The following is a 25,518-nucleotide window of genomic DNA, read 5'->3' as shown; positions in this document are numbered from 1 at the left end:
AACTGATGAGCGTATCGGAACAATTCAAACCAGCGTTTCTGGAAGATGTTGTCGGCGACCGGTTCGGCCGGTACTCCAAATATATAATCCAGGATCGCGCGATTCCCGATGTCAGGGACGGCCTCAAGCCGGTCCAGCGCCGCATTCTGTATGCGATGTATGAATCCGGCAATACGCCGGACAAGCCGTACCGCAAGTCGGCGAAGACCGTCGGGGACGTCATGGGGAACTACCATCCGCACGGGGACGCGTCGATTTATGACGGGATGGTGCGCATGGCCCAGCCTTGGAAGATGGGGCATGTGCTCGTGGACGGCCACGGCAACTGGGGCTCGCAGGATGACGATCCGGCAGCGGCGATGCGGTATACGGAAGCGCGGCTGTCTTCGATCGCGATGGAACTGCTGAGAGATATTGAGAAGGATACGGTCCAATTCCGTCCGAATTTCGATAATACGGATAAGGAGCCTTCCGTTCTGCCCGCGCGCTTTCCGAATCTGCTTGTGAACGGGGTCAGCGGGATTTCTTCCGGCTTCGCCACCGAGATTCCTACCCATAATCTGCGCGAGATCATCGATGCTTGCACCGCGCTGATCGACAAGCCGGCGATGGAACTGGACGAGCTGATGCAGATCGTGCATGGGCCGGATTTCCCGACCGGCGGGATTATTATGGGGGAAGACGGCATCCGCGATGCGTATCGGACCGGACGGGGCCGGATTTACATTCGGGCGAAGACCGAGATCGAGGATATCCGCGGCGGCAAGCAGCAGATCGTCATTACCGAGATTCCATATCAAGTCGTCAAGGCGCGGCTTGTCACGTCGATGGAGAACATCCGGCTGGAGAAGAAGGTAGACGGCATTGCGGAGGTTCGGGACGAGAGCGGCCGCGACGGCCTGCGTATCGTCGTCGAGCTGAAGAAGGATGCGGATGCGAACGGAATTCTGAATTATTTGCTGAAAAAGACGGATCTCCAAATCGTCTACAACTTCAATATGGTCGCGATCGTGAACAAGGCTCCGCAGCAGCTCGGCCTCAAGCCGATGCTGGAGCAGTACATCAGCCATCAGAAGGAAGTCGTAACGAACCGTACCCGTTACGATCTGAATAAATTGGAGGACCGGGCCCATGTGCTTGAAGGCTTGGTCAAAGCGCTCGATATATTGGACGATGTCATCGCCACGATCAAGGGCTCCAAAAACCGCCAGGATGCGCAAGCCAATCTGATGGACAAGTACGGCTTCACGGAGCGGCAGGCCGATGCCATCCTGACGCTGCAATTATACCGCCTGACCAATCTGGAGCTGACGGCCCTGACGAAGGAGCTTGACGATATCCGGAAAAAAATTACGGAGTTCCGCTCGATTCTGGACAATGAGCGCAAGCTGCTCTCCGTTATTAAGAAGGAACTGAACGAGATTCGCAATAAATACGGCATCGACAGACGTTCGGTCATCCAGGGCGAGGTCGAGGAGATCAAGGTCAACCTGGAAGTGATCGTCAATGCCGAGGATGTCATCGTGACCTTATCGAACGAAGGCTACATCAAGCGGACGAGCCTGCTCTCGTTCACCCGTTCGGGCGGGGAATGGGAAGGCTCCGGCGTGAAGGAAGGCGACTATATCCGCCATGTGTTCGAGGTCAATACGCTGGATCGGCTGCTGCTGTTCACGCAGCGGGGGCAATATTTCTCCCTGCCGGTTCATCTGCTGCCCGAATTCAAATGGAAGGACAATGGCACGGCGATCGTGAATGTGATTCCGATCGGGAAGGAAGATCGCATCGTCAGCGTCATTCCGGTCAAATCGTTCGCCGACGAGCACTCCTCCTTGCTCTTCGTAACCAAGCGCGGCCAGGTGAAGCGCACGCTGCTCAAGGAGTACGAGACGAACCGTTCCGGGGCGATCGCGGCCTGCAAGGTCGCCAAGTCCGATGAAGTGGTGACGGTGCTGCCGAGCGACGGCTCGCATGATCTCATGCTTGTCACGAAGCTCGGGATGTCCATCCGCTTTGCCGAGGAAGAGGTTAGCGTGATGGGACGGGCCGCCGGCGGCGTGCGCGGCATTCAACTGAAGGAAGACGATGATGTCGCCGCGGCGCTTCAAGTCATGGGAGACGAAGGAGAAATTACGGTCATGTCGGATCTCGGATGGGGCAAGCGTTCGCTGCTGCTCGACTATCCGACCCAAGGACGCGGCGGCAAAGGGATCGCCACCTTCGAGTTCAAAGAGGGCAAGCGCGTGAAACCGAATGGAACCCGCCTGATCGGCGCCTTCTTCAGCAAGACCGCCTATCCGATTACGTTCATTACCGATGCGGGACATGCCCATACGCTGCTGACCGAACAAGCGCCATTGATGGACCGGAAGGCGCAAGGCCGCTCCCTCGTGCCTATAGAAAAAGGGGAAGAGATTACAGCGGCGGTGGTGATCGCCCCGCGCGGCGATTAATCAAACGGCTTGTGCGGAGGATGCAGATCATCATGCATTCGGATTATCCATTCTAACAGGACCCGCAGGGGCACCGGTTCATCGAGCCGGTCGACCCACTGCGGGTCTTGCTTCAGGAATCCGGCCTTCACGGCCTTGTGGATAAGCTCGTCATCGGTGAACTTCATCAGCATTCCTCCTCGCTATTCGGTATGGGGATCAATGGGGACATTCGCCTATGCTTTATCTTATGCGCACCGGGCCCGCGGCGTGCCGAATCCGGCCCGGAGCCCCGGCGGGAGAAGGGAACCATGTACGAGAGCGTGGCTGAAATGATGACCGCGCGTGGATCATGTGGTATAATTTACTTGTTTTTGGGAATCGGATATTCGCGTAATTGAACTCGGCACGGAGAAAAGGGGGAAGCAGCGGACATGCATGCAACCGAATTTGCCAAGCTATGGTCGAAGTTGTCGAAGGATTACAAGGGGGTAATGGATGAGGCGCTGGCGCCAAGTCTGACGGAAAGCCAGCTCGTCGTGCTTGAGCTGGTGGCGGAGTACGGCAAGGTGAAGCCTTCCGATCTGCTGCCGCACCTGGCGACGACTCCGGCAGCGATCACGACATTGCTCGATCGGATGGAGAAGAACGCGCTCATTATGCGTGAACGCGACTCGGCCGATCGGCGAATCGTGTGGATTCAGGCTACCCCGTTCGGGGAACAAGAGATGCGGCGCGGCATCGAGATTCGGGAAGCGTACTGGAATGATACGCTGCATCGCATCTCCACCCATAATCAGCAGCTGCTCATTCTGCTGCTGGGCAAGCTGGCGAACAAGCCGGCCGCCCCTGCACCCGATGCAGAGGCGGTAGCGGCCGGCACGAAGCGTTAATCCCCGTGATACCGGGGGCGCCGATCGCGTTAGCGGGCCGGCAGTGCCTGAAGCAGCACCGGCACTTCGGACATGGAGGCGACGTGGCTGGACGCCCGCTGCTTCATGTTGGACATCTGCTGCCGCTGCTTCTTGGTGAACCGTGTATCCGCCTTATCCTTCAAGACCGTGGATAGAGGAATGACGCTATATTTTCGCTTTTCATGTGGCCCGTGAATGTACACCCAGGTCGGCTCCGCCGATATATCCTTCAGCTCGATGGTTCCTTCCGGCATATGCTTTTCGATCGTGACGCCGAAGATGACACCGACATCTGTGCCGTCTCCTCGTTGATTCGATATAAAGTTACCCAATGAATAAATAATAAGTCCATCCCGCGTCTGGCCGTGCTTATCCTTGACGGTCAAGCGTTCATAAGGCTGAAGCACATGCGGGTGCGAGCCAAGAATGATGTCCGCTCCGGCTTGGACGAGCTTGCGCGCCAGCCGGATCTGCTCTTTGTTTGGATTCGGCTCGTACTCGGTTCCGAAATGGAGGGCGATGACCACGACATCGGCTCCCGCCGAGCGGGTCTTCTGAATATCTTTGATCATGCACTTTTCGTCAATGAGAGAGACGAGGTACGGCTTATCCTTAGGAAGCGGGATTCCGTTCGTTCCGTATGTATAAGCAAGAATCCCCATCGTTATCCCGTTCTTCTCTATCAGTGTCGGCTGCTTGGATTCCCATAGGGAAGCCGAGATGCCCTTCGTGACGAGGCCGCGCTCCTTGAGCACTTCTCTCGTTCGCAGCGCTCCGCGCTCCCGCCGGTCCAAGGTATGATTATTCGCGGCGGTAACGATGTTGAAGCCGGCGTCCTTCAGCGCGTCGGCCAGCTCCGGCGGCGCATTGAACATCGGGTAGCCGGTATATACTTTCTCGCCCCCGAGCAAGGGGGTCTCCAGATTCGCCCAGCACCAGTCTGCTTCATGCAAAATCGGCTTCACGTTCGTGAAGAATCCGCGGAAATCATATTTGCCTGTCTTCGGATTCAAATAAGCCGGGAACTGCGGCGAATGCATCATAATATCGCCCACGGCCAGGAGCCTGCCGCTCAGCGTATACGGTTCGGCTTCCGCAGGGGGCTCTCCGGCTGCCGCTGCGGCGTCAGTCTCGTCTGTCGGCGCCGGCACCGCTTCCTCGGCGGTGTCCGTGTCCGCCTGTTGCTCCTCTCCGGCCTCCAGCGCGGCTGCCTGCCCCTGATGCGCATGTGGATTGGAGGCGAGGTAACCGCAGGCGGTCAGCAGCAGGACGACCAGCATTGCGTAAATGAATCTCTTGCCCTCTTTAAATCGATATTTGTTCAACATGTGCCACTCCCTTCCCTTAAGACCAAGGCAGCATCAGTCAAGGATGCTGTCCTTCCATATGGTCCAAGGGTATTCATGAGGCGGGGCGGAATAGAACTCCATCTCCGTCTTCGTAACCGGATGGGGGAAGGTCAACCGCCGCGACCAGAGCGCGAGCTGCTGGCCCGGCCGATTGAACTCGGCCCCGTATTTTTGATCTCCGTACAGCGGGCAGCCCAACTGCTTCATCTGGACGCGAATCTGATGCGGTCTCCCGGTGTGCAGCGCAATCCGGACAAGCGACATGCCTTCGGCGCTCCCGAGCACGTCATAGTCGAGCACCGCTTCCTTGCCTCCCGCCGTGCCGGGAGGCACGACGCGGACCGTATTGGTCCGGGCATCCTTGAGCAGCGTATGCTTCAGGGTGCCCTCCGGGGAAGCCGGAACGCCATGCACGACGGCGATATATTCCTTGCCCAGCTCCCGCTTGCGTACCGTATCCGACAGCCGGGAGGCCGCCTTCGAGGTCTTCGCGAACACCATCGCGCCGCCGACGGGGCGATCCAGCCGGTGAACGAGGCCGAGGTATACATTGCCCGGCTTGTTGTGTCGTATCTTCAAATCCTGCTTGATCGCCGTGAGCATGTCCATATCCCCGGTATCATCGGCCTGAGACAGCAGGTTCGGCGGCTTCACGACGACGATGACATGATTGTCTTCATGCAGGACATCTATGTTCGGCATCGAGTTCATGACTCCCAGCGTCCCAGGATGCCGCATGGAAGCACCAGTCCGGATTGCGTAATCGGCAGTCCGATTTCGCCGCTCGTAATTTTTCCTCCGTACCGCTTCTTCATCGTCATGCTGAGCAAATTGCTCAGTACGGACGGGGACAGCCCGGTCGTATACGAGTTGATAAGCAGGAACAGCGGGTTGTCCGACATGATTTTCATGCAGGAGGCGAGGAACGGGTACAAGCTCTGCTCCAGCTTCCATGTCTCGCCGCCGGGTCCTCTGCCGTATGATGGAGGGTCCATAATAATGGCGTCGTACTTGTTGCCGCGGCGCTCCTCCCGCTGCACGAATTTGAACACATCATCCGTAATGAAGCGAACCGGACGGGAGGCGAGGCCGGATAACTGCACATTTTCTTTGGCCCACTGGACCATCCCTTTGGCCGCGTCCACATGGCATACTTCCGCACCCGCATACGCGCATGCGACGGTCGCGCCGCCGGTGTAGGCGAACAGATTCAGCACTTTGATCGGGCGGTTCGCCTGCGATATTTTCTCCATCATCCAGGCCCAGTTCACCGCTTGCTCCGGAAAAAGCCCGGTATGCTTGAAGTTGGTCGGGCGGATATGGAACTTCAAGTCGCGGTACTGTATCGACCAGCGTTCCGGAATCGGCTTCTTCATCTCCCAACTGCCGCCTCCCGAAGAGCTGCGGTGGTAGTGGCCGTGAACCTCATGCCAATGCTTCGTCTCCCGCTCGATAGGCCATATAATTTGCGGATCCGGGCGGCGCAGGATGACATCGCCCCAGCGCTCCAATTTCTCGCCGCTCCCGGTGTCGATGACTTCGTAATCTTGCCAATCTTTTGCCATATACATATCGTGCACTACTTCCTTTCTGACTTCAGTCACTAAGCGTTATTGTACTATAACGGAACGGCGGGCGCCAGAAAATCCGCATGCAAACATGCCCGTATGGCATCATTGGCATCATACGGGCAGTCGCGTCGGTTTTATTCATATTGAAACTTGTAGCCTACGCCTCGAACGGTGACGATATAACGGGGGTGGGCGGGATCGCGCTCGATTTTTTTCCGCAGATTGCTAATGTGCACCATCAACGTGCGCGTGTCGCCGAAGCTCTCGGAATTCCATATATGCTGATACAACTGTTCGAGCTTGAATACTTTGTTCGGGGATTTGGCGAGATAGGTCAACAGATCGAATTCCTTCACAGACAGAGAAACGGTTCTGCCGCCGACCTTCACGTCGTGGCTGAGCAGATTGATCTCCAGTTCGCCATAATGCAATTGGTGGGCAGATGGTGAAAGCAGGGTAGAGCAGGACTGCAGCGTTCTGCGCAAGTGAGCCTTGACTCTGGCCACCAGTTGGCCGGGGCTGAACGGCTTCGTGATATAATCATCGCCGCCTACAGTCAGACCCATAATAATATCCATGTCCTCGCTTTTGCAGCTGATAAACAGAATCGGGACGGAGGATGTTTTGCGTATTTCCTTGCACACTTCGTAGCCATCCAGCGACTTCAGCAAAATATCGAGAATGATGAGATCGGGATTGGTCTCCTTGACCATGTGCAAGGCAGAATATCCGTTATCCGCCACGAAGACCTGATACCCCTCACGCCTTAAATACAACGAGATAAGCTCGGTGATTTCCCATTCGTCATGATTAATATCCGTACGTCATTCATTACCGGTCATCCCCTCCGCTCTTCTTCCCATTATAGCGAATGTTGTCAGATGATGACAATCTATACATGCGTTTTCATAGGAACAAGTGAACGAGATCGGCCTCTTGCACGCGGCCCGAGCAGGATAGGGGTGTTCCGACATAAAACGGCGCCTGTCCAATATGAGGACAGGCGCCGCGGTTCAGGTTCAGGCGCAGTTCCCTATTCGATTCAAGGCTGAGGACATGTCCAGTCCGGCTCAATACAGTGACAGCGCGAGCGAGTCCATCTCCCGCTTGGAATGCAGAATCGCCTCCGACCCGATGATCTCGATGCTAATCAAGGATTCGAGACAGGTCTTGATGGCTTTCTTGCCTGTACGCACCTTCGTGTTCAATGCTTCCATTAGCAACGTGAATGTATTTTTGTGCGATATATTTGTGCAAAACACGGGAATTTTACGCTCCTGAAAATCGATAAAGACTGTTTTCATAGTAACGGACCTCCTTCAACTTCTGATTATTTCCGTTATAGTCATTCTACGAAAGGAACATTAAATGAACATTAAAATCAAAAGACAATGTTGTTACAAATCGAAAAAAAATGTTACGCAAGGCATGAAATGGAGGCAGAAAATGATGAAAAAAAACGGCGAAACGTGAAAAACGTATTCGTTTTTCGGTCTGCCGCCTACATGTATGAATGTGATGCCTGGAGCAGGGAAGGCGCAAGCTTGGGCTGCCCTCCCTGTCCGCAGCGCTTATAAGCTGGTATCGACTTGAGCCCAGATCTCATCATCTACTTCCAGACGAATCTGGTGCCGGAAGGCACGCTGCCCGTATTCCTTGTGGACGTATTGCTCGATCGCTTCCAGCAGGTTCGTCTCGACCAAATATTGATGACGCCCGTTCACCCACACCTCGGCGGTGAATCCGTGTTCTTCATCCCAACAGAGCTCGACTTCAATATCCGTCGGTTGAACCTGTCTTCGCATCGCCATGTGCAAGCACACGGCGTTCACGATCTCATCCATGCTGATGCGAAGCTGCATTTAGTTCCACCGCCCGCTTTCCGGCCGCGGCGGCTTGCGCCGATCCTTGAATTTGCGGAAGACCATGACGACGATCATGAACAGGGCGAAGAGCGCCATGAGATTCACCATCAACCCCAATATTTCTCCGAAGAAGCCCATGTTGCCGAACAATCCGCCGAACAGCATGCCGGCCAGTCCGCCGATCATGAGGCCCTTCATGAAGCTGCCGCCGCTAAAAAATCCGCGGTTCCCGGTCGTGTTCGTGCCGGTTGTCTTGGTATTGCTGGTCGTGTCCGAACGATTCACCTGGTTGTTCGTCTCCGCCTTCTTCGGAGCGGGCTGATACTTCTTCACGCCCGAACGGAATGATCCCCCTCGCTTGGCATCCACCAGCGATGGCGTTGTCACCGCAAACACGAGCAGGAACGCCATCATAACGATAATCCATTTACGCATGAACTGCCTCCTCCAGTAGATTAGATGTATCCGATACTAATACGTCCCGTCCCGAAAGAGGTTTCAAAAAAATATTGAACTTGCTACAATGAAATTGTCTGTGCCGTAAATCATAAAAAAACGATTCGTTGAGTCGGATTTCTTACGATAGTATTATTCGCGATTCGCGGGATTACCGAAACCGGATAGACGAGAGGGGGAGCCGCATGGAGTATCCGACAGCGTACATCGAATATATGCTGGAATTCCACGGCACGAGGGATTGGTTCGAATGCCACGAAATTATGGAGGAGCAGTGGAAGGCGGAGTCATCGGCCGAACGAAAAATCTGGTGGCTGACGCTCGTGCAGATCGCGGTCGGCTTGTACCATGAGCGCAGAGGCAATCTGGCCGGGGCCGGCAAAATGCTGCGCAGCGCGCTGGCGCACGCTCCAGAGGTTGCATGGACGCAGCTCGGGATCGATGGGAGGGAGCTTATCGCTCAATTAACGGAGCGGGTGGAGGCGTATCGTCGCGGGGGCCTTCCGGACGGGACATATGCCGAGTGGAACTTCCCCATTGCCGATCCGGAGCTGGCGGCCCTCTGCGAAGCCCGTTGTCTCGCCCGGGGCTGGCGGTGGCGCAGCACGGGCAGCGAGCTGGACGAGAGCATTCTTCATCGCCATAAGCTGAGGGACCGCGAGCCGGTCATTGAAGCGCGGAGGGCAGCCCATCGCCTGAAGGGGCGGAACCGGAAGCAGGGGCGTCCGTAGAATCCGTTCCGCCGGGAGAGGCGCCTCAGGCTGCATCGGCTCAGGAGGTCGAGTCCTCTTCCTCCAGCATTCGGACGACCCAGCGGCACCATTCGATCTGGGCCTTCGCGAGCGAGATCGCGCGGTGCAGCAAAATGTAGCTTCCGAACTTTTTGGAGCGGACATGGCGTTCTTCCTCGGGAATGCGCTGCAGGAGCTTTTCATGGTAAGCGATCTTCGTCTCTAGCTGCTTCTTGCGTGTCAAGAATAATGGAATGGCGAGTTCGCGGTCAATCATCCAGATGCACTTGGCCTTCAGGCTGAGCTCGTCGCGGGACAACTGCTCCGCCGGGGGCTCGCCCAACCAGTCCAACACCGCCTGCTTCCCCTGTTCCGTCAGCGAATAGACCTTCTTATCCGGCTTGTCCTTCTGTTCAATGCGCACATAGTGCACGTAACCCTCCCGCTCCAGCTTGGCCAGCAGCGGGTAGATCTGGCTGTGCTTCGCCTGCCAGAACGGCTGAATGCGAAGCATCAGATCATAACCGGAGCAAGACTCGCTTGCAAGAAGTCCGAGTAGTCCGTAAGATAATGTATTAAGCACGGGGGATAACCTCCAATACAGGAATGGGTCTGCATCCCGTCTCCAGGCGGAAACGGACAGGCCTTTTCATATTCCATTATATGTAATTCATTACATAGTTGCAAGCTTTATTCATGATCAACCCGCAATGCGGTTGCTTCGAGTTCAGGCAAGTGGAAATGGGGTAGAGTACGTAATGACGAACGCAATATCAGACAACGCGCCAAAAATTCCCGTCGTCATCCTGGCGGGCTTCCTCGGGAGCGGCAAGACGACGCTCCTTCAGCAATGGCTGCAATGGAGCCTTGAGGCGGGCATGAAGCCCGCTGTCGTCATGAACGAGGTCGGCGAGGTGAATCTTGACGGGAAGCTGCTGCCCGAGGATGTGGCGATGACGGAGCTGCTGAATGGATGCATCTGCTGCTCGATGCGGGGCGATTTCAGTCTCAAGCTGTACGAACTGGTTCAGTCCGAGCGTCCCGACATCATCTATGTGGAGTGCACCGGCATCGCCCAGCCGATGGAGCTGGTCGACTCGATTACGGAAATATCGCTTTATTCCGGTGTCGTACTGAACCATATCGTGACCTTGGCCGATGCTTCTCATCTGGCCGCGATGCTGGAAGAAGGGGAGAGCCCGAACCGGAAGCTGATGAATCTGCTGCAGGAGCAGGTCCGTGCGGCTCAGCTTATCCTGGTGAACAAGGCCGACCGGGTGAATGAGGCGCAGTTGGTAGCGGTGCAGCGCCATCTCCGCGCGTGGAACGCCGAGGCTGACATGCTCGTCACCGAACGGGCCGCCATCGGCCTTGCGCGTTGGCTGGATGCGATTCGGACGGGGGCTGCTCCCGCTGAGCTAGAGGCGAAGCCTGGCTGCTCTTCAGGGCATCGCGCGCACGACAAGGTTACCGTATGGACGCGCGCCATCCCGCAAGCGGTCGATAGCGAGCGGTTCGAACGGTGGCTGCTCGGACAGCCTTCGAACGTATACCGGGCGAAGGGAATCGTCACCTTCACCGATACGACGAAGCGCTATATGTTCCAGTACGCCTACCGTGCGGCCGAGTTCGTTCCCATTACGCCGCAGGGCGAGGTAGAGGATGTCATCGTCATGATCGGCGAGCAGATGGATATCGCCGAGCTGGAGCGCTCCTTCCGCGATATAGGCCAATAACCACGAAAGCTCCTGGCGCAGAACCGAATGTTCTGTGCCAGGAGCTTTCGCCGTTCGTTCAACGGGTGGCCGAAGGGGTATGCGTCTCCTTCTCCGCCAGTTCCGGATCGGATTGGAGATCCTCCAGGTAACGGTATCCGTCCGCTATCCATTCCAGGGCGCCGGTATCCGGATGAATAACCATGCCATGCACCGGGATATCATTCGGCAGCAGCGGATGCTTGCGCAAAATGCGCACGCTGTTCAGCACGGCCTCGTGGACGTCGTCGAAGCCGCGCAGCCAGTGGTGAAGCTTGATGCCCGAATTCGTGAGCGTGTCCAGGACGACATCCTGAACGCCTCTTGCCTTCGCCTTCTCGATAATGCCCTCGGAGTTCAGTCCGGTCATGCCGCATCCATAATGGCCGACGACGACGACTTCATTCGCTCCCAGCTCATAGATGGCGACGAGCACGCTGCGCACGACGCTGCCGAACGGCTGCGAAATAATGGCGCCCGCGTTTTTGATGATCTTGGCATCGCCGTTGCGCAGATTCATCGCCCGGGGAAGGAGCTCGACAAGCCGGGTATCCATGCAGGTGATAATGGCCATCTTTTTGTCCGGGAACTTGTTCGTCAAAAACTGCTCGTATTCCCGTTTGTCCACGAATTGCTTGTTGAATTCCAATATGGATTCCATGTTGTTCTTCATTGTCGTTATTCCTCCTCAGAAGCTGCATCGGAAGCCGTGCGGCGATCCGTGCAGATGACATGTGTCGAATAGATCTGTTGCGGGCTGCTGAGCGCGAAGGATCCGGAAATGGCTCCGGCATCGAGCTTCATGCGCTCTTCATAAAAAACGGTCTGATGGCGGTCGATCAGCAGGGGCAGGCCTGCGTTGTTCGGCAGATCCTCATCGAAGGCGCTCCGTTCCCTTACCACCCACAGGGCGGGAACCCCGTTCACCGCGCACCCGCAGCCGTCTGTATCATAGATAAGCTTGACATAGCCTGCTTCGCCGGACGGCCCGTCCAGCTTCCGTCTCAGCGCTTCGGCCGCTCCTGGCGTAACTTCCATGCTGACTGACATCCTATCAACTCCTTCTTCAGAGCTGCAGCGGAACTGCCGCTTTTGAAAGTTGATTATATCCTTAACACCACGTATCATCAAGAGGTGAGCGGACATGGACATCAGGATCGCCCGTAGAATCAAGAAAAATGAGGTGAGTTCTTTAATGAGCACAATTGAACAGCCGGTATTGCAGCAATTTCACGATATGTTGATGAAAATGAAAAGTTATGAGGAAGCGCTGGGCCTGATGCAGTGGGATCTGCGGACAGGCGCTCCGCGCAAAGGGGCGGAGCAGCGGGCCCATGCCATCGGTGCGCTGTCGGCGGATCTGTTCTCGCTGTCCGTCTCTCCGGAGATGGGGAATTGTCTGGACGAATTGGAGCAGCCCGGCGTATTCGATTCGCTGAGTCAGGCGGATCGCAAAATGGTGAAGGACGCCCGCAAGAAATACAACCGCAGCCGGTTGATCCCGCCGAAGCTTCATCAGGAGTATGTCGTGCTGACGTCCCATGCCGAGACGCTGTGGGAGGATGCGAAGAAAACTGGAGATTATGAGTCATTCAAGCCGTACTTGCGGGATATCGTAGCGAAGACGCAGCAATTCATCGATTACTGGGGCGTGCGGGATACGCGCTATGATACGCTGCTGGACGCCTATGAGCCGGACATGACCGTAGCGAAGCTCGATTCGATCTTCGGACAGCTCCGGGATCAGCTCGTTCCGCTTGTGCAGTCGGTCCAGGCCTCGGGCAAGCAGCCGCCGGCCGATTTCCTCTTCCAGGAATTCCCGATCGAAGGGCAAAAGGCGATCAGCAAATTTTTGCTGAAGGAGATCGGCTACGATTTCGACGCCGGCCGTCTTGACGAGAGCGTTCATCCGTTCGCGATCGGGCTGAATCCGGGCGATGTGCGGATTACGACGCATTACAAGACGCATGATATGGCCGACGCGATCTTCAGTTCGCTCCACGAGGGCGGGCATGCGCTGTACGAGCAAAATATTAGCGCCAAATATGCAGGCACGCCGCTTGCGTCCGGCACCTCGATGGGGATCCATGAATCCCAGTCCCGCTTCTGGGAAAATCTGATTGGACGGAGCCGCCCCTTCTGGTCGAGATACTACGGACAGGTGCAGCAGACCTTCCCGTCCCAGCTCGGACAGGTGACCGGCGAGATGGTGTACCGGGCGGTGAACCGGGTGGAGCCGTCGCTGATACGGATTGAAGCGGACGAGGTCACGTATAACCTACATATCATCATCCGCTATGAAATCGAGAAGATGCTGTTCAACGAAGGCTTGTCCGTGGACGATCTTCCGGATGTATGGAACGATAAATATGAATCCTATCTCGGCGTTCGCCCGAAGCATGCGGGAGAAGGCGTGCTTCAGGATGTTCACTGGTCGGGAGGCGGCTTCGGCTACTTCCCGTCTTACTCGCTCGGCAATATGTACGCGGCTCAGTTCATGCATGCGCTGCGTCAGGGCATGCCGGATGTCGATGATCGCATCGCCCGCGGCGAGCTGCTGGCGATTAAGGAGTGGCTGACCGAGCGCATTTATCAGCACGGCAAGCTGCTTACGCCTGCCGAGATCGTCATGCAGGTGACGGGGGAAGCGTTGAACCCGCAATATTTGGTCGATTATTTGACCGTCAAGATGAAGGATGTATATAGCCTGTAACACGGAAGCGAACCGAGTTCGCGAGAAGCCGCGTCATCCCGGAAGGGAAGGATGCGGCTTCTTTGTTCTGTGCGAATAACCATTTATTCGCCGCCTGCATACGATGCAATATCCGTGAACATGATCTCCGGGGCCGGGCCGGCGCGGCTGGAAGGACAGCGGGAGCAGGAGCGGAGCAACGGTTTTTATTTTTCCCGCAGAGGAGGGTTCATTCGATGAAGCATAGACGGCTTGGCTTCACCGTGCTCGCCGTGCTGCTGCTGTGCTCGGCAGTGCTGGGGGCTTGCGGAGGCAAGAGCGGCCAAGTGAAGGTGAAGGTCGGGGAAGTGACTCGGTCGATCTTTTATGCGCCCGAATATGTCGCGATAGGCAAAGGATTTTTCGTGGAAGAGGGATTGGAGGTGGAGCTCCAGACGACATTCGGGGGGGACAAGACGATGACGGCGCTGCTCTCCGGGGCGATCGATGTCGCGCTGGTCGGCTCGGAGACGTCGGTCTATGTCGCGCAGCAAGGTTCGGAGGATCCGGTCATCAACTTCGTGCAGTTGACCCAGACCGACGGCACCTTCCTGATGGCTCGCCATTCCGACGGCACATTCGCTTGGGAGGATCTGAAGGGCAAGGTGTTCCTGGGGCAGCGTAAAGGCGGGATGCCGCAAATGGCCGGCGAGTTTACGCTGAAAAAGCACGGCATCGATCCGCACGGCGATCTGGAGCTGATTCAAAATATTGATTTTGCCAACGTCGCCTCCGCCTTCGCTTCGGGCACGGGCGAGTACGTGCAGCTGTTCGAGCCGCAGGCGTCCATTTTCGAGAAGGAAGGCAGAGGGGTGGTCGTCGCCTCGTTCGGCGTGGAGAGCGGACTGCTGCCGTATACGGTCTTCATGGCGAAGCAAAGCTACCTGACGAAGAACAAGAAAACGGTTCAAAAGTTCACCAATGCGGTCTATAAGGCGCAAAAGTGGGTGGATTCCGAATCGCCGGAAGCGATCGCCGATGTCCTTATGCCGTTCTTCAAGGATACGGATCGGGAGATCGTCGCCAGCTCGGTGAAGCGGTATAAGGAACAGGGCTCCTTCGCGTCCGATCCGGTGCTGGACGACAAGGAGTGGAGCAATCTGCTGAATGTGCTGGATTCGGCCGGCGAATTGAAGGAGCGGATCGAGCATGGCCGGATCGTCAATAATGAATTTGCGGAGGAAGCCAAGCGGCAGGTGAAATAGGCGGCGGGCAGAATAGAAGGAGGCGGACGCGTGATCCCAGCGGTAGAAATGTCTCAAGTCACCCATGTCTATGTGACGGAACGCGAAGCGAAGCTTGCCATCGATCGGCTGTCCGTCACGATTATGCCGGGGGAATTCGTCAGTCTGGTCGGCCCGAGCGGCTGCGGCAAGACGACGATCCTCTCCATTATTGCAGGGCTGCTGGAGCCGACGCGCGGCAGCGTCCGCGTCTATGGCGATGCGGTCGCGGGACCTTCGCCGCGGGTCGGCTATATGCTGCAGAGCGACTATCTATATCCATGGCGCACGATTCTGGAAAATGCGAGCCTCGGCCTGGAATTGACGAAGCAGTGGAATCGGGAATCGGAAGAGCGGGTGCGGGAATTGCTGAACGGGATGGGGTTGGGCGGCACGGAAGCATCGTATCCGCATCAGCTGTCCGGCGGCATGCGGCAGCGGGTCGCGCTCGTGCGGACACTGGCGACCTCGCCCGAGCTTCTCTTGCTGGATGAACCGTTCTCCGCGCTCGATTATCAGACGAAGCTGCAGCTGGAGGATCTGGTCGTCGATACATTGAAGGCCCGGCGAAAGACCGCCGTGCTGGTGACGCACGATCTGTCGGAGGCCATCGCGGTCAGCGACCGGGTGATCGTGCTCGATCGCGATCCCGGCACCGTGCGCAAAGCCTTCGCCATCCCGGATGCGATACGGGAGGCGCAGCCCTTCTATGCCAGAGAGCAGCCCGGCTTCAACGAGATGTTCCACGAGCTGTGGAAAGAGCTGGAGGCTTCGGACGGAAAGGAGGGCGAACATGCAGAGCCGAACTGAGACGAACAGCGGAGCGGAGGAATCCCGCCAGCTGCTGGAACGGACGTATTCACGCTATCGGGCCGCCCGGCGGAAGAGGGCCTGGATCGTCTCGCTTACCCAAGTTGCCATTCTCATCGCCTGCGTCGGTTTGTGGGAGCTAGCCGGCCGCCTGAAATGGATCGATGTGCTGCTGTTCAGTTATCCAAGCAAAGTATGGCAGCAGATCGTGCAGGACTTTGCCGACGGGTCGATCTGGCCGCATCTCGGGATGACGGTCGGGGAGACGGTAGCCGGATTTGTGCTGGGGACGCTGCTCGGCACGCTGCTGGCGGTCGTGATCTGGTGGTCGGATTTCCTGGCGCGGGTGCTGGATCCGTACATGGTCGTGTTTAACAGCATGCCGAAGGTGGCGCTCGGTCCGCTGTTTATCGTCGGCTTCGGAGCCGGCTTCGCGGCGATCGTCGCCACGACGTTATCGATCACCGTCATCATTACGACGATCGTCGTGTACAACAGCTTCCGGGAGGTCGACCCGAATTACATTAAGGTCGTACGGGTGTTTGGCGGAGGCAAAAGCGTCATTTTCCGCAAAGTCATCCTGCCGGCCTCCTTCCCGGCGATCGTCTCGACGCTGAAGGTGAATGTCGGCTTGGCCTGGGTCGGCGTTATCGTCGGAGAATTTCTTGTCTCCAAGATCGGGCTTGGCTATTTGATTATTTACGGCTTCCAGGTATTCAATTTTACGCTGGTGATGGCCTCCCTCGTCATTATTGCCGTCGTCGCGACCTTGATGTACCAGGGAGTCGCCTATCTGGAGCGGACATGGTTGAACCGATCGTAAGCCGCAGGGCGGCAGGCGGAGCGCGGAACAAGCTGCCGCCCTCTCCGGCGGGGAATCCGGCTGCCGCAAAATGTTTGGTGTGCAAGGGGAATGTGGATTATAATGAAAGTCTACACAATCCCTCTACAGCAAGGAGCAATTCTATGATTTTCCGATTTGTCGGCATTCGTGTCATCAAGACGGCAATCGCTTCGATCTGCGCGATCATTGCAGCGGGGCTGCTGGGAAGTCCCAACCCGCTCGGCGCGGGCCTGTTGGCTATTTTGGGGGTCGATGTGACGCGGAAGCGGAGCATCCAGACCGTCTCGGCCCGCTTTTTCGCCTCGCTCGTCGGACTGCTTATGGCGTCGCTTCTGTTCGGCCTGCTTGGCTTTCATCTGTGGGTGCTGGCTTTATACATATTGGTGGCTTTTCCGGTGATCGTGCGGCTCAATTTCAAGGAAGGCATTGTGACGAGCTCGGTCGTCACGTTCCATATTTATGGCGCGGGCGCTGTGACGCTGCAAGGGGTGCTCAATGAGGTCTTGCTGCTGCTCGTCGGCCTCGGCTCCGCGTCCCTGGTGAATCTGATCTATATGCCAAGCGAGGAGGACAAGCTCGTTCGCATCCGAAGCGAGGTCGATGATCGCTTCTCTAGCATATTCCAGCAGATTGGCCGCTGTCTGCGCGACCCGTCTTACGCATGGGACGGACGCGAGATTATCGAGGCGAACGCCTTGGCGGATGAAGGCATCCGGCTCGCTTCCCGGGCGCTCGAGAATTTGCTGCTTCGTTCCGATGACGTGCGGGAGGACGAACGGTGGCTGGTCTATTTCTATATGCGCAAGACGCAGCTTGACCATGTTCAAAATATGCTGCAGCTCATCTCGCAAGTATATGAGCAGCTTCCGCAATGCCTATTGGTGGCCAAGCTGTTCGATCAGCTCAGCCGCGACGTGAAGGAGCCGCACTATACGGGCAAGACCGAGCAGCTGCTGCTGGAGCTGGAGGATCTGTTCCGGGCGATGGAACTGCCGGCGACGCGGCGGGAATTCGAGGTCCGCTCCGCGGTGCTGCAGTTGATTCGGGAACTGCACAGCTTCCTGAAGATCGCGAAAAAGGACAAGCAAAAAAAACAACTGGCCGTCTAAAACGGCCAGCCAGATGGCATGCGGACAGCCTCTTCCATCATAAAGATATACTATGTATGACGGTGCGGAACGGACTCTCTCTTTCTTGTTCGCTATGTTGCCAATAGGATGGAGTAGCGGAAGAAGTGCAGGCGCGATAGAAAACAGCGGCTCCCGGAAATGCCGCATCGCTAGAATCTCCTGCGGCAACAAGGAGAAGCGGCTGCGCGAGCCGCATATCACCGGCGCGGCATCATGATAAAGACCGCAGGCGCAGCGCCCGCGCCGCTTCGGAATAGAAGCCGGATTCCGAAGCATATATCTTTTTTCTCTATATTTAAATCTGTCTATTCAACATTCGCCCACGTCCTGCATACACTTTATTGAATGATTGTATGGAGGAGGTCCACACGATGGCAATTTCAGATAAACACCACTGCCGTGAGATCATCACGAAAGCAGTTTGCGGCAAAGGTCGCAAGTTCTCCGTCGTTACACATACCGTCACTCCGCCTCATCATCCGACCAGTATATTGGGAGCCTGGATTATCAACCATCAATATGAATCGGTGAGAGCCGGAGATGGAATTGAGGTCATCGGCACGTATGACATCAATATCTGGTATTCGTACGACAACAATTCCCAGACGGATGTAGCCAAGGAGACGGTATCCTACGTCGAGCTCGTCGGATTATCTTATGTCGATCCGAAGCATCGCCGCACGACGGAAGAGGTATCGGCTGAGGCGATCCAGGAGCCGAACTGCGTCGAGGCCAGCGTCTCCTCGTCCGGGACAGGGGTTACGATTCGCGTGGAGCGTGAATTCGCGGTAGAGATGGTAGCGGAGACGAAGGTATGTGTGCGCGTCTGCCCGAACGGTTGCAACGATTTCGCAGACAAGGACTTTGATTTCGGCATCCAGGACGAAGAGTTCGACGATCTGGATCCGGATTTAACGGATGAGGAGTTGTGATTAGGTCCGCAGACCCTCACCGCCTGCGGAGATATCCCGGATAACATCCTGAAGCCCTCATCCGTTGAACTTCATACTTATGCATATGCAGCAGCAGCATCATCGAAGAGGGCGGGAGCCCTCCTTTTTTTTGAAAAATTTGCCGGATTGCCGCCAACGGGCAATCCTGAGCACCACGATGAACGGGGGACAAGGCGATGCAGCGTCTGGAATTGGGCGGCGGTGTCCGCCTGTACACCGATCATGCCGCCGGATACCGTCAATGGCGGCGTTATGCCGCGCCGCCGCGTCAGGAGGCAGCCGGAGCGCAGCCCGGCGTCGATGTCCTCTGGCTGCAGGCGCCTAAGGCGGCCAGCCTGCCGGATGCGGCAGCGGGGATTGGCTCCTCCGGCGACGGCCGGGTGATTTTGAACCGCCACGCCGGGCCGTGGAGGGGGCCGGCGATGCGGGAGCGGCTGCGGCTGTGGGGACTGCCCGTGCTCGACCGGGCCGCCTGGGGCGCGGAGCCGGGAAGCGCCCCGGACGGCGCCGGCTTCGTGCGCACGCTCTGCTTCTGGGTCAGCCAGCTTGAGGCGGTCGCCGCGGCGCATTGCTTCCAGGCGCCGACGGGCGGCTATTTCTACCGTCCGCTGGACGACTGGACGCGGCCGCCCTACTTGCGGCTGGCCCGTATGGCGGTGCGGGCGATCTATGCGCTCGGCCGTGACACGGGAGCGGTCATGCTCCGCTGCTGCCCCGCCGCCGACGAGACGGCTGGGCCCGCCGGCGTCCTGGAGGAGCCCCGCCCCGGCGACGCCATCGAGCGGGTGGAGCCCGTACCCGCGCCCCTGCCGGCATGGGTGCTGGAGAGCTACGCCGCATCCTGGGCCAAGGCCGCCGCCGAACAGCAATCCGCCCGCGCCCGGTCGGGTCAGGTCCTGCTCGGACTCGACGCGGAGCTCGTGCTGCATGACGCCCGCCAGCGCAAGCTGATCGCGGCGAGCCGCTACCTGCCCCGAGGCGGCCGGGCCGGCTGCGATGCGGTGCGCATCGGGGGCCGGGTGCGCTTCCCGCTGATGGAGCTGCGCCCCGATCCGGCCCCGGGCCCGGCGCAGCTCGTGCGCAATATCGCCGCCGCGATGGCGGAGGCCCGCCGCAGCCTCGAAGCGGGGGACGGCGCCGCGCTGGAGTGGCTTGCCGGCGGCCGGCCGCTGGGCCGCTTCCCGATCGGCGGGCATATCCATCTGAGCGGGCTGCCGCTCACGTCCGAGCTCGTGCGGGTGCTGGATACATATGTCGCCCTGCCGGTCGCCGCGTTGGAGGACCCGTCCGGCGCGCCGCGGCGGCCCCGCTACGGGACGTTCGGCGACGTGCGCCTCCAGGAGCACGGCGGGGCCGGCGGCTTCGAATACCGGACGCTCCCCAGCTTCCTGTTCTCGCCCGAGCTGGCGCGGGAGGTGCTGGCCCTGCTGAACGCCGCCGCCAGGCTCCGCCATCGCTTGAAGCGGCGCGACAGTCTGCGCGATCCGGTCATCCGCGCTTATCATGCCGGCCGGCCGGCGGAGGAGCTGCGTCCGGTTGCCCGGGAGGCGGTGCAGGGGCTGCTGGCCGCGCTGGAATTCGAAGCCGTCTCCGCCGGAGGCGGAACGGGAAGCGGGCGGGAGCAGGCTCTCCTCCGCTCCTTCGCCCGCCGCATCGATTCGGGCTGGCGCTGGGATGAGCGCGAAGATATCCGCCAGGCTTGGGCCATCCGGAAGGAGGGCGCGGCGAAAGCGTGAGTCCGCGCTCTTTTTTTGATATAATGAGGACGATTCAAGGTCAGGTATCGGAGGGTGTTTAATGGCGAAGATGACGCCGATGATGGAGCAATATTTGTCGATTAAGCAGCAGGCGGAGGACGCGATTTTGTTTTTCCGCCTCGGCGATTTCTATGAAATGTTCAATGACGATGCGATTGTGGCGGCCAAGGAGCTGGAGATTACGCTCACCGGACGGGGCAACAGCGGGACGGAGGACCGGATCCCGATGTGCGGCGTCCCGTATCATTCCGCCGACAGTTACATACAGCGGCTGATCGAGAAGGGCTACCGGGTCGCCATCTGCGAGCAGATGGAGGATCCGTCGGCCGCGAAAGGGGTCGTGCGCCGCGAGATCGTGCGTATCATTACCCCGGGCACGATTATGGAAGGGAAGATGATTGACGAGAAGGCCAATCATTATTTGCTCTGTCTGACGGAGCATGAAGGCATGTACGCTCTCGCCGCCTGCGATCTGTCGACGGGCGAGGTAACGGCCACTTCCGCCCCGGCCGGCCAGTCCTGGCTGCTGGACGAGCTGAACGTGTATGCGCCGACCGAGATTATCGGAATGGAGCGAGTGCTGGACGAGGCGCGCCCGGTGACGAAGGCGTGGAGCAAGCCCGTTCTGTTCACCCCTTGGACGAAGCGGGATGAGGCGCTCGCCCAGCGGCAATTCGGCGAGGCGGCCTGGATGCGGCTCGATCCGGAACGCCGTCAGGCGTTGGCCTTGCTGATGTCGTATCTGGCGGAGACGCAGAAGCGATCCTTATCCCAGTTGACGCAGGTTCGGACGTATGAGCCGGATCAATATCTGGTCCTCGATCCGTTCACCCGCCGCAATCTGGAGCTGACGGAGACGGTGCGCGAGCGGGCGAAGAAGGGCTCGCTGCTGTGGCTGCTCGATCGGACGCAGACCTCGATGGGAGGCCGGCTGCTGCGCCGCTGGATCGACAAGCCGCTCATGAACAAGCGGGCGATCGAGGCGCGGCTCGAAGCGGTGAATACGCTGTACCATCATATGATCTGGCGCGAGGATATCCGGGAGCAGCTACATCAGGTATACGATCTGGAGCGTCTCGTCAGCCGGATCGCGTTCGGCACGGCGAACGGCCGCGATCTGATCGCCCTGAAGCATTCCCTGGAGCGCGTTCCCGGCTTGAAGCGGTCCTGCGCGGAGACCGATTCGGCGACGCTGCGCGAGCGGGTGTCCGGCTTGGACGACTGCCGGGATATCGTGGAATGGATCGATCGCGCCATCGTCGAGGAGCCGCCCGTGTCGGTGCGCGACGGCGGCATCATCAAGGCGGGCTATGACGCGTATTTGGACAAGCTGCGGGAAGCGAGCGTGAACGGCAAGCAGTGGATTGCGGAGCTGGAACGCCGCGAGCGGGAAGAGACGGGCATCAAGTCGCTGAAGGTCGGCTACAACAAAGTATTCGGCTATTATATCGAGGTGACCCGATCGAATCTGCAGGCGCTGCCGGAAGGGCGCTACGAGCGGAAGCAGACCTTGGCGAACGCCGAGCGGTTCATTACGGCGGAGCTGAAGGAGAAGGAAGCGCTCATCCTGGAAGCGGAGGATAAAATGATCGGGCTGGAATACGAGCTGTTCAGCCAGCTTCGCCAGCGCATCGGCGAGCAGATCCGGAGGCTGCAGACGCTGGCCGAGGCGATCGCGGAGATCGACGTTTATCAGTCGCTTGCGGCGGTCGCCGCGTCGCATCGCTTCGTCCGTCCGGAGGTCACCGACGGCTATGATATGCATATCGAAGGCGGTCGCCATCCGGTGGTGGAAGCGGTCATGGAGAGCGGCTCGTTCATGGCGAACGATACCGCCCTCGAGGAGCAGGCCGCAGGCATGCTGCTCATTACCGGTCCGAACATGGCCGGCAAGAGCACGTATATGCGCCAGGTCGCGCTGATGTCGATTTTGACTCAGATGGGCTCATTCGTGCCGGCCGACCGGGCCGTCATGCCGATCGTCGATCGGATCTTCACCCGCATCGGCGCGGCGGATGATCTGATCGGCGGGCAGAGCACCTTCATGGTGGAGATGATGGACATCCAGGTGATGACCGCGAAGGCGACGCGCCGGAGCCTGGTCATTATCGATGAGCTCGGACGGGGAACGTCGACGAGCGAAGGGATGTCGATTGCGCAGGCCGTGATCGAGTTCGTGCACGACGAGATCGGCTGCAAGGCGCTCGTATCGACCCATTTCCACGAGCTGGCCCATCTGGAGGAACGGCTGGACGGATTGCGCAACGTCTGCATGGCGGTTCAGGAGAGCGGGAATCAGGTGACCTTCCTGCGGAAGCTGATTCCGGGAGCGGCGAGCACCAGCTACGGCATCTACTGCGCGAAGCTGGCCGGGCTGCCGGATTCGATTATCCGCCGCTCCTATGATCTGTTGAAGACCTATGAGACGGGGGCGCTGCGGGAGACTGGCGCGGAACCCGCTCCGGGTGACGCGGGCAGTGCGGTGCCGGAGCGGCAGGAACGGCAGCCGGATCGGGTGCGGGAGCAGGCCGAGCCGGCGGCGATAGCAGAGGAGGGCCTGGCCGAGGGGCTGGCTGCGGAGCCGACGCCGGAAGCGGGATCGGCCGCAACCGGGGCCGTCGAGCAGCTGTCGCTGTTCGGCTGGGAGGAATCCGCTGCTTCTGCTGCCCCAGCCGCTCACGCCGCTCCGCCCGCGAAGGAGGAGCAGCGGCAGAACCGGCAGGCCGACGAGCTGATCGCCGAGCTGCGGGAGGTTGACGTGCTCTCGCTCACGCCGATCGAGGCAATGAACGCCTTGCACGCGTTCATGAAGCGGGCGCGCGGACTGAAGAACGAATAAGGGGGAATTCGAGATGGCCGTCATTCATATATTGGACGAGCATATCGCCAATCAGATCGCGGCTGGCGAGGTCGTGGAACGGCCTTCCTCCGTCGTCAAGGAATTGGTGGAAAATTCGATCGACGCCGGAAGCACGCGGATAGACGTAACCGTCGAGGAGGGCGGGCTCCAGCTGATCCGGGTCAAGGATAACGGGTCCGGCATCGGGGAAGACGATATGGAGAACGCCTTCCAACGCCACGCCACCAGCAAGATCGCTTCCGGCAAAGATCTGTTCGCGATCCGCAGCCTTGGCTTCCGCGGGGAGGCCCTGCCCAGTATCGCCGCCGTGGCGCGGGTGGAGCTCACCAGCTCCGCGGATGACAGCGGCCTCGGGCGGAAGCTGGCGATAGAAGGAGGAACCGTCAGAACGTCCGAGCCGGCGCAGTCGATGCAGGGGACGGATATCGCCGTCCGCGATTTATTCTATAATACGCCGGCCCGCTTGAAGTATATGAAGACGGTGCAGACCGAGCTCGGGCATATCTCCGATTACATATACCGACTGGCGCTCGCCTATCCGCAGATTGCGTTCACGCTGAAGCATAATGACAATCTGCTGCTGCAGACGATCGGCAACGGCGATTTGCAGCAGGTGATCGCCGCGGTCTACGGCGTGCAGACGGCGAAGAGCATGCTGCCGGTGGAGGCGGAGCAGCTGGATTACAAGCTGGAGGGATTTATCGGGAAGCCGGAGCTGACCCGTTCGAACCGCAACGCGATGTCCTGGTTCGTGAACGGGCGCTATGTGCGCAGCTTCGCCTTGAACCAGGCGGTGCTGAAGGCGTATCATACGCTGCTGCCGATCAACCGCTTCCCGATGATCATCCTCCATGCGCGGATGCACCCGACGCTGGTCGATGTCAATGTGCATCCGGCGAAGCTGGAGGTTCGCTTCAGCAAGGAGCCGGAGCTGTGCGAATTCATCGCGTCCACGCTGCGCGAGATCCTGCTGCAGCAGGCGCTCATCCCGCAGGCGGCGCCGGAGAAGGCGAAGGTGCGCACCTATGTCGAGCAGACGGAATGGCAGTGGGCTGCCGCGTCGCTGGCCGGCGGCCGCGACGAGCCCCGGCTCAAGCCGATGGGCGCGCTCGTGCCGTCGGCGGAGCCGGAGCTGCCGCCGCTGCCGTCCGAGAGCGAAGCCCCCGCCCCGGCTTCGGGGCCGGACGGTGATGAATCTGCCCGCGACGGCGTGAAGCCTGCAGATGGCGCGCAGGGGAGCTCCGGGGCGGCGGCCGTTCCGGCGGAGAACGGTCAGGCGGCCGTGCAGGAGGCGGACTATGGCCGCCGGGATGCGGCGCAAGCGGACCGGGCGCCTGAGCCGGCTGCCGGGCCAATGCGGGAGCCGGAAGCGGTACGCGAGTTCCGCGGGAGCTATGCCGGCACGAACGGCAGCTCGCGTTCCGGCTCCGCCGCACCGGCGCAAGCGCCGGACCGGGCGCCGAACCGAACGCCCTCCGGCTTCCGCCAGGCGGGTGTTCAGGCGGCATGGCAAGCCGGCGCGGGCAAGCCGGCGGAGGCGGAGCTGCCGCCATTCCCGGCCGTCGAGCTGATCGGCCAGCTGCATGGCACGTATCTCATCGCATCCAATGCGGAGGGGTTGTATCTGATCGATCAGCATGCGGCCCACGAACGCATCAATTATGAATATTATTACGAGCGCTTCGGGCATCCCGAGGAGGCGTCGCAGGAGCTGCTGCTGCCGTTGACGCTGGAGTTCACGACCGCGGAAGCCGCGCGAATACGAGATCGGCTGCATCTGCTGGAGCAGGCCGGCATCCGGCTGGAGCCGTTCGGAGGGCAGACCTTCCTCGTCCGGTCGTATCCGCACTGGTTCCCGAACGGGGAGGAAGCTGATCTCGTGCGGGAGATGACGGATTGGGTGCTGCGCGAAAAAGTGCCGGATGTCGGCAAGCTGAGAGAGGCTTCGGCGATTATGTGCTCGTGCAAAGCCTCGATCAAGGCGAACCAGCGCTTGACCGAGGCGGAGGCGGAAGCGCTGCTGGCGCGGCTGGCCGCATGCCGCCAGCCGTATACTTGCCCGCACGGGCGCCCGATCGTCGTCAAATTCACGACCTATGATCTGGAGAAAATGTTCAAGCGGGTCATGTAATGCGATT

At 59.1% G+C, this 25,518-nt stretch carries 24 protein-coding genes; 13 read left to right on the top strand and 11 right to left on the bottom strand.

The features are described from left to right. Window positions 1–5: 5 nt before the first annotated feature. Complete coding sequence (gyrA, locus tag OCY70_RS32285; RefSeq protein WP_213426052.1) at window positions 6–2,453, top strand: DNA gyrase subunit A; 2,448 nt, start codon at window positions 6–8, stop codon at window positions 2,451–2,453. On the opposite strand, the gene OCY70_RS32280 is transcribed toward gyrA, so the two are convergent. Continuing rightward, window positions 2,450–2,620, bottom strand: a complete 171-nt coding sequence (locus tag OCY70_RS32280) for a hypothetical protein (protein WP_213426125.1) — start codon at window positions 2,618–2,620, stop codon at window positions 2,450–2,452. The two genes, gyrA and OCY70_RS32280, sit on opposite strands and share 4 nt — an antisense overlap. Before the next feature lie 246 nt (window positions 2,621–2,866). Between OCY70_RS32280 and OCY70_RS32275 the strand changes: the two genes are divergently transcribed. Further along, window positions 2,867–3,325, top strand: a complete 459-nt coding sequence (locus tag OCY70_RS32275; protein ID WP_213426051.1) for a MarR family winged helix-turn-helix transcriptional regulator — start codon at window positions 2,867–2,869, stop codon at window positions 3,323–3,325. 29 nt (window positions 3,326–3,354) lie between these two features. Here OCY70_RS32275 and OCY70_RS32270 read toward each other — a convergent pair whose 3' ends face one another. From OCY70_RS32270 to OCY70_RS32240, 7 genes are all read right to left on the bottom strand, one after another. Then, entirely contained in the window at window positions 3,355–4,674 is a 1,320-nt protein-coding gene (locus OCY70_RS32270) for a CapA family protein (RefSeq protein ID WP_249724413.1), read from the bottom strand. Window positions 4,675–4,707: 33 nt separating this feature from the next. Then, window positions 4,708–5,406, bottom strand: coding sequence for an RluA family pseudouridine synthase (locus OCY70_RS32265; RefSeq protein ID WP_213426050.1), 699 nt, complete (start codon window positions 5,404–5,406; stop codon window positions 4,708–4,710). Next, a complete protein-coding gene (locus tag OCY70_RS32260; RefSeq protein ID WP_213426049.1) occupies window positions 5,403–6,266 on the bottom strand; it encodes a class I SAM-dependent methyltransferase in 864 nt (287 codons plus the stop codon). The genes OCY70_RS32265 and OCY70_RS32260 overlap by 4 nt, the downstream gene beginning before the upstream one ends. Window positions 6,267–6,400: 134 nt before the next feature. After that, complete coding sequence (locus tag OCY70_RS32255) at window positions 6,401–7,081, bottom strand: response regulator transcription factor (protein ID WP_213426122.1); 681 nt, start codon at window positions 7,079–7,081, stop codon at window positions 6,401–6,403. 255 nt (window positions 7,082–7,336) lie between these two features. Next, window positions 7,337–7,570, bottom strand: a complete 234-nt coding sequence (locus OCY70_RS32250; protein ID WP_006675416.1) for a hypothetical protein — start codon at window positions 7,568–7,570, stop codon at window positions 7,337–7,339. 267 nt (window positions 7,571–7,837) lie between these two features. Then, window positions 7,838–8,128, bottom strand: a complete 291-nt coding sequence (locus tag OCY70_RS32245) for a YxcD family protein (protein WP_213426048.1) — start codon at window positions 8,126–8,128, stop codon at window positions 7,838–7,840. Further along, on the bottom strand, window positions 8,129–8,566 hold the full coding sequence (locus OCY70_RS32240) for a hypothetical protein (RefSeq protein WP_213426047.1): 438 nt from the start codon (window positions 8,564–8,566) through the stop codon (window positions 8,129–8,131). It abuts the gene before it with no gap. 206 nt (window positions 8,567–8,772) lie between these two features. Here OCY70_RS32240 and OCY70_RS32235 point away from each other — a divergent pair, with 206 nt between their 5' ends. Further along, window positions 8,773–9,318, top strand: coding sequence for a DUF309 domain-containing protein (locus OCY70_RS32235; RefSeq protein ID WP_213426046.1), 546 nt, complete (start codon window positions 8,773–8,775; stop codon window positions 9,316–9,318). A gap of 40 nt (window positions 9,319–9,358) precedes the next feature. On the opposite strand, the gene OCY70_RS32230 is transcribed toward OCY70_RS32235, so the two are convergent. Then, complete coding sequence (locus OCY70_RS32230) at window positions 9,359–9,901, bottom strand: PadR family transcriptional regulator (RefSeq protein WP_213426045.1); 543 nt, start codon at window positions 9,899–9,901, stop codon at window positions 9,359–9,361. 175 nt (window positions 9,902–10,076) lie between these two features. Here OCY70_RS32230 and OCY70_RS32225 point away from each other — a divergent pair, with 175 nt between their 5' ends. After that, window positions 10,077–11,054 (top strand): CobW family GTP-binding protein, encoded by a 978-nt coding sequence (locus OCY70_RS32225; RefSeq protein WP_213426044.1) that lies wholly within the window; start codon window positions 10,077–10,079, stop codon window positions 11,052–11,054. 58 nt (window positions 11,055–11,112) lie between these two features. On the opposite strand, the gene OCY70_RS32220 is transcribed toward OCY70_RS32225, so the two are convergent. Continuing rightward, window positions 11,113–11,745, bottom strand: coding sequence for a beta-class carbonic anhydrase (locus OCY70_RS32220; RefSeq protein ID WP_213426043.1), 633 nt, complete (start codon window positions 11,743–11,745; stop codon window positions 11,113–11,115). Between the two features lie 5 nt (window positions 11,746–11,750). Next, window positions 11,751–12,122, bottom strand: coding sequence for an iron-sulfur cluster biosynthesis family protein (locus OCY70_RS32215; RefSeq protein WP_213426042.1), 372 nt, complete (start codon window positions 12,120–12,122; stop codon window positions 11,751–11,753). A 145-nt stretch (window positions 12,123–12,267) separates the two neighbouring features. Between OCY70_RS32215 and OCY70_RS32210 the strand changes: the two genes are divergently transcribed. From OCY70_RS32210 to mutL, 9 genes are all read left to right on the top strand, one after another. Further along, a complete protein-coding gene (locus tag OCY70_RS32210; RefSeq protein WP_213426041.1) occupies window positions 12,268–13,785 on the top strand; it encodes a carboxypeptidase M32 in 1,518 nt (505 codons plus the stop codon). A gap of 215 nt (window positions 13,786–14,000) precedes the next feature. Next, window positions 14,001–15,008 (top strand): ABC transporter substrate-binding protein, encoded by a 1,008-nt coding sequence (locus tag OCY70_RS32205; protein ID WP_213426040.1) that lies wholly within the window; start codon window positions 14,001–14,003, stop codon window positions 15,006–15,008. 30 nt (window positions 15,009–15,038) lie between these two features. Continuing rightward, a complete protein-coding gene (locus OCY70_RS32200; RefSeq protein WP_213426039.1) occupies window positions 15,039–15,836 on the top strand; it encodes an ABC transporter ATP-binding protein in 798 nt (265 codons plus the stop codon). Beyond that, window positions 15,820–16,659: an ABC transporter permease gene (locus tag OCY70_RS32195; RefSeq protein WP_213426038.1), complete on the top strand. Its 840-nt coding sequence runs from the start codon at window positions 15,820–15,822 to the stop codon at window positions 16,657–16,659. Before OCY70_RS32200 ends, OCY70_RS32195 begins: the two co-directional genes overlap by 17 nt. 143 nt (window positions 16,660–16,802) lie before the next feature. After that, complete coding sequence (locus OCY70_RS32190) at window positions 16,803–17,789, top strand: aromatic acid exporter family protein (RefSeq protein ID WP_213426037.1); 987 nt, start codon at window positions 16,803–16,805, stop codon at window positions 17,787–17,789. Between the two features lie 392 nt (window positions 17,790–18,181). Further along, window positions 18,182–18,742, top strand: a complete 561-nt coding sequence (locus tag OCY70_RS32185; RefSeq protein ID WP_213426036.1) for an outer spore coat protein CotE — start codon at window positions 18,182–18,184, stop codon at window positions 18,740–18,742. 197 nt (window positions 18,743–18,939) lie between these two features. Continuing rightward, window positions 18,940–20,499: a putative amidoligase domain-containing protein gene (locus tag OCY70_RS32180; RefSeq protein WP_213426035.1), complete on the top strand. Its 1,560-nt coding sequence runs from the start codon at window positions 18,940–18,942 to the stop codon at window positions 20,497–20,499. A 61-nt stretch (window positions 20,500–20,560) separates the two neighbouring features. Beyond that, complete coding sequence (gene mutS, locus OCY70_RS32175; protein WP_213426034.1) at window positions 20,561–23,359, top strand: DNA mismatch repair protein MutS; 2,799 nt, start codon at window positions 20,561–20,563, stop codon at window positions 23,357–23,359. A 13-nt stretch (window positions 23,360–23,372) separates the two neighbouring features. Further along, window positions 23,373–25,511, top strand: a complete 2,139-nt coding sequence (gene mutL, locus OCY70_RS32170) for a DNA mismatch repair endonuclease MutL (protein ID WP_213426033.1) — start codon at window positions 23,373–23,375, stop codon at window positions 25,509–25,511. Window positions 25,512–25,518 lie beyond the last annotated feature (7 nt).

Source organism: Paenibacillus melissococcoides (assembly GCA_944800085.1).
In the GTDB taxonomy this organism is placed as follows: domain Bacteria; phylum Bacillota; class Bacilli; order Paenibacillales; family Paenibacillaceae; genus Paenibacillus_B; species Paenibacillus_B melissococcoides.
The sequence above is the reverse complement of the archived record's forward strand: the minus strand, read 5'-3'. Positions and strand labels throughout refer to the sequence as shown.

What these genes read in the sequence shown, in the direction of transcription:
- gyrA (WP_213426052.1), top strand. Translation starts at nt 6, where the DNA reads ATGAGCGTATCGGAACAATTCAAACCAGCGTTTCTGGAAGATGTTGTC.
- OCY70_RS32280 (WP_213426125.1), bottom strand. Translation starts at nt 2,620, where the DNA reads ATGAAGTTCACCGATGACGAGCTTATCCACAAGGCCGTGAAGGCCGGA.
- OCY70_RS32275 (WP_213426051.1), top strand. Translation starts at nt 2,867, where the DNA reads ATGCATGCAACCGAATTTGCCAAGCTATGGTCGAAGTTGTCGAAGGAT.
- OCY70_RS32270 (WP_249724413.1), bottom strand. Translation starts at nt 4,674, where the DNA reads ATGTTGAACAAATATCGATTTAAAGAGGGCAAGAGATTCATTTACGCA.
- OCY70_RS32265 (WP_213426050.1), bottom strand. Translation starts at nt 5,406, where the DNA reads ATGAACTCGATGCCGAACATAGATGTCCTGCATGAAGACAATCATGTC.
- OCY70_RS32260 (WP_213426049.1), bottom strand. Translation starts at nt 6,266, where the DNA reads ATGTATATGGCAAAAGATTGGCAAGATTACGAAGTCATCGACACCGGG.
- OCY70_RS32250 (WP_006675416.1), bottom strand. Translation starts at nt 7,570, where the DNA reads ATGAAAACAGTCTTTATCGATTTTCAGGAGCGTAAAATTCCCGTGTTT.
- OCY70_RS32245 (WP_213426048.1), bottom strand. Translation starts at nt 8,128, where the DNA reads ATGCAGCTTCGCATCAGCATGGATGAGATCGTGAACGCCGTGTGCTTG.
- OCY70_RS32240 (WP_213426047.1), bottom strand. Translation starts at nt 8,566, where the DNA reads ATGCGTAAATGGATTATCGTTATGATGGCGTTCCTGCTCGTGTTTGCG.
- OCY70_RS32235 (WP_213426046.1), top strand. Translation starts at nt 8,773, where the DNA reads ATGGAGTATCCGACAGCGTACATCGAATATATGCTGGAATTCCACGGC.
- OCY70_RS32225 (WP_213426044.1), top strand. Translation starts at nt 10,077, where the DNA reads ATGACGAACGCAATATCAGACAACGCGCCAAAAATTCCCGTCGTCATC.
- OCY70_RS32220 (WP_213426043.1), bottom strand. Translation starts at nt 11,745, where the DNA reads ATGAAGAACAACATGGAATCCATATTGGAATTCAACAAGCAATTCGTG.
- OCY70_RS32215 (WP_213426042.1), bottom strand. Translation starts at nt 12,122, where the DNA reads ATGTCAGTCAGCATGGAAGTTACGCCAGGAGCGGCCGAAGCGCTGAGA.
- OCY70_RS32210 (WP_213426041.1), top strand. Translation starts at nt 12,268, where the DNA reads ATGAGCACAATTGAACAGCCGGTATTGCAGCAATTTCACGATATGTTG.
- OCY70_RS32205 (WP_213426040.1), top strand. Translation starts at nt 14,001, where the DNA reads ATGAAGCATAGACGGCTTGGCTTCACCGTGCTCGCCGTGCTGCTGCTG.
- OCY70_RS32195 (WP_213426038.1), top strand. Translation starts at nt 15,820, where the DNA reads ATGCAGAGCCGAACTGAGACGAACAGCGGAGCGGAGGAATCCCGCCAG.
- OCY70_RS32190 (WP_213426037.1), top strand. Translation starts at nt 16,803, where the DNA reads ATGATTTTCCGATTTGTCGGCATTCGTGTCATCAAGACGGCAATCGCT.
- OCY70_RS32185 (WP_213426036.1), top strand. Translation starts at nt 18,182, where the DNA reads ATGGCAATTTCAGATAAACACCACTGCCGTGAGATCATCACGAAAGCA.
- OCY70_RS32180 (WP_213426035.1), top strand. Translation starts at nt 18,940, where the DNA reads ATGCAGCGTCTGGAATTGGGCGGCGGTGTCCGCCTGTACACCGATCAT.
- mutS (WP_213426034.1), top strand. Translation starts at nt 20,561, where the DNA reads ATGGCGAAGATGACGCCGATGATGGAGCAATATTTGTCGATTAAGCAG.
- mutL (WP_213426033.1), top strand. Translation starts at nt 23,373, where the DNA reads ATGGCCGTCATTCATATATTGGACGAGCATATCGCCAATCAGATCGCG.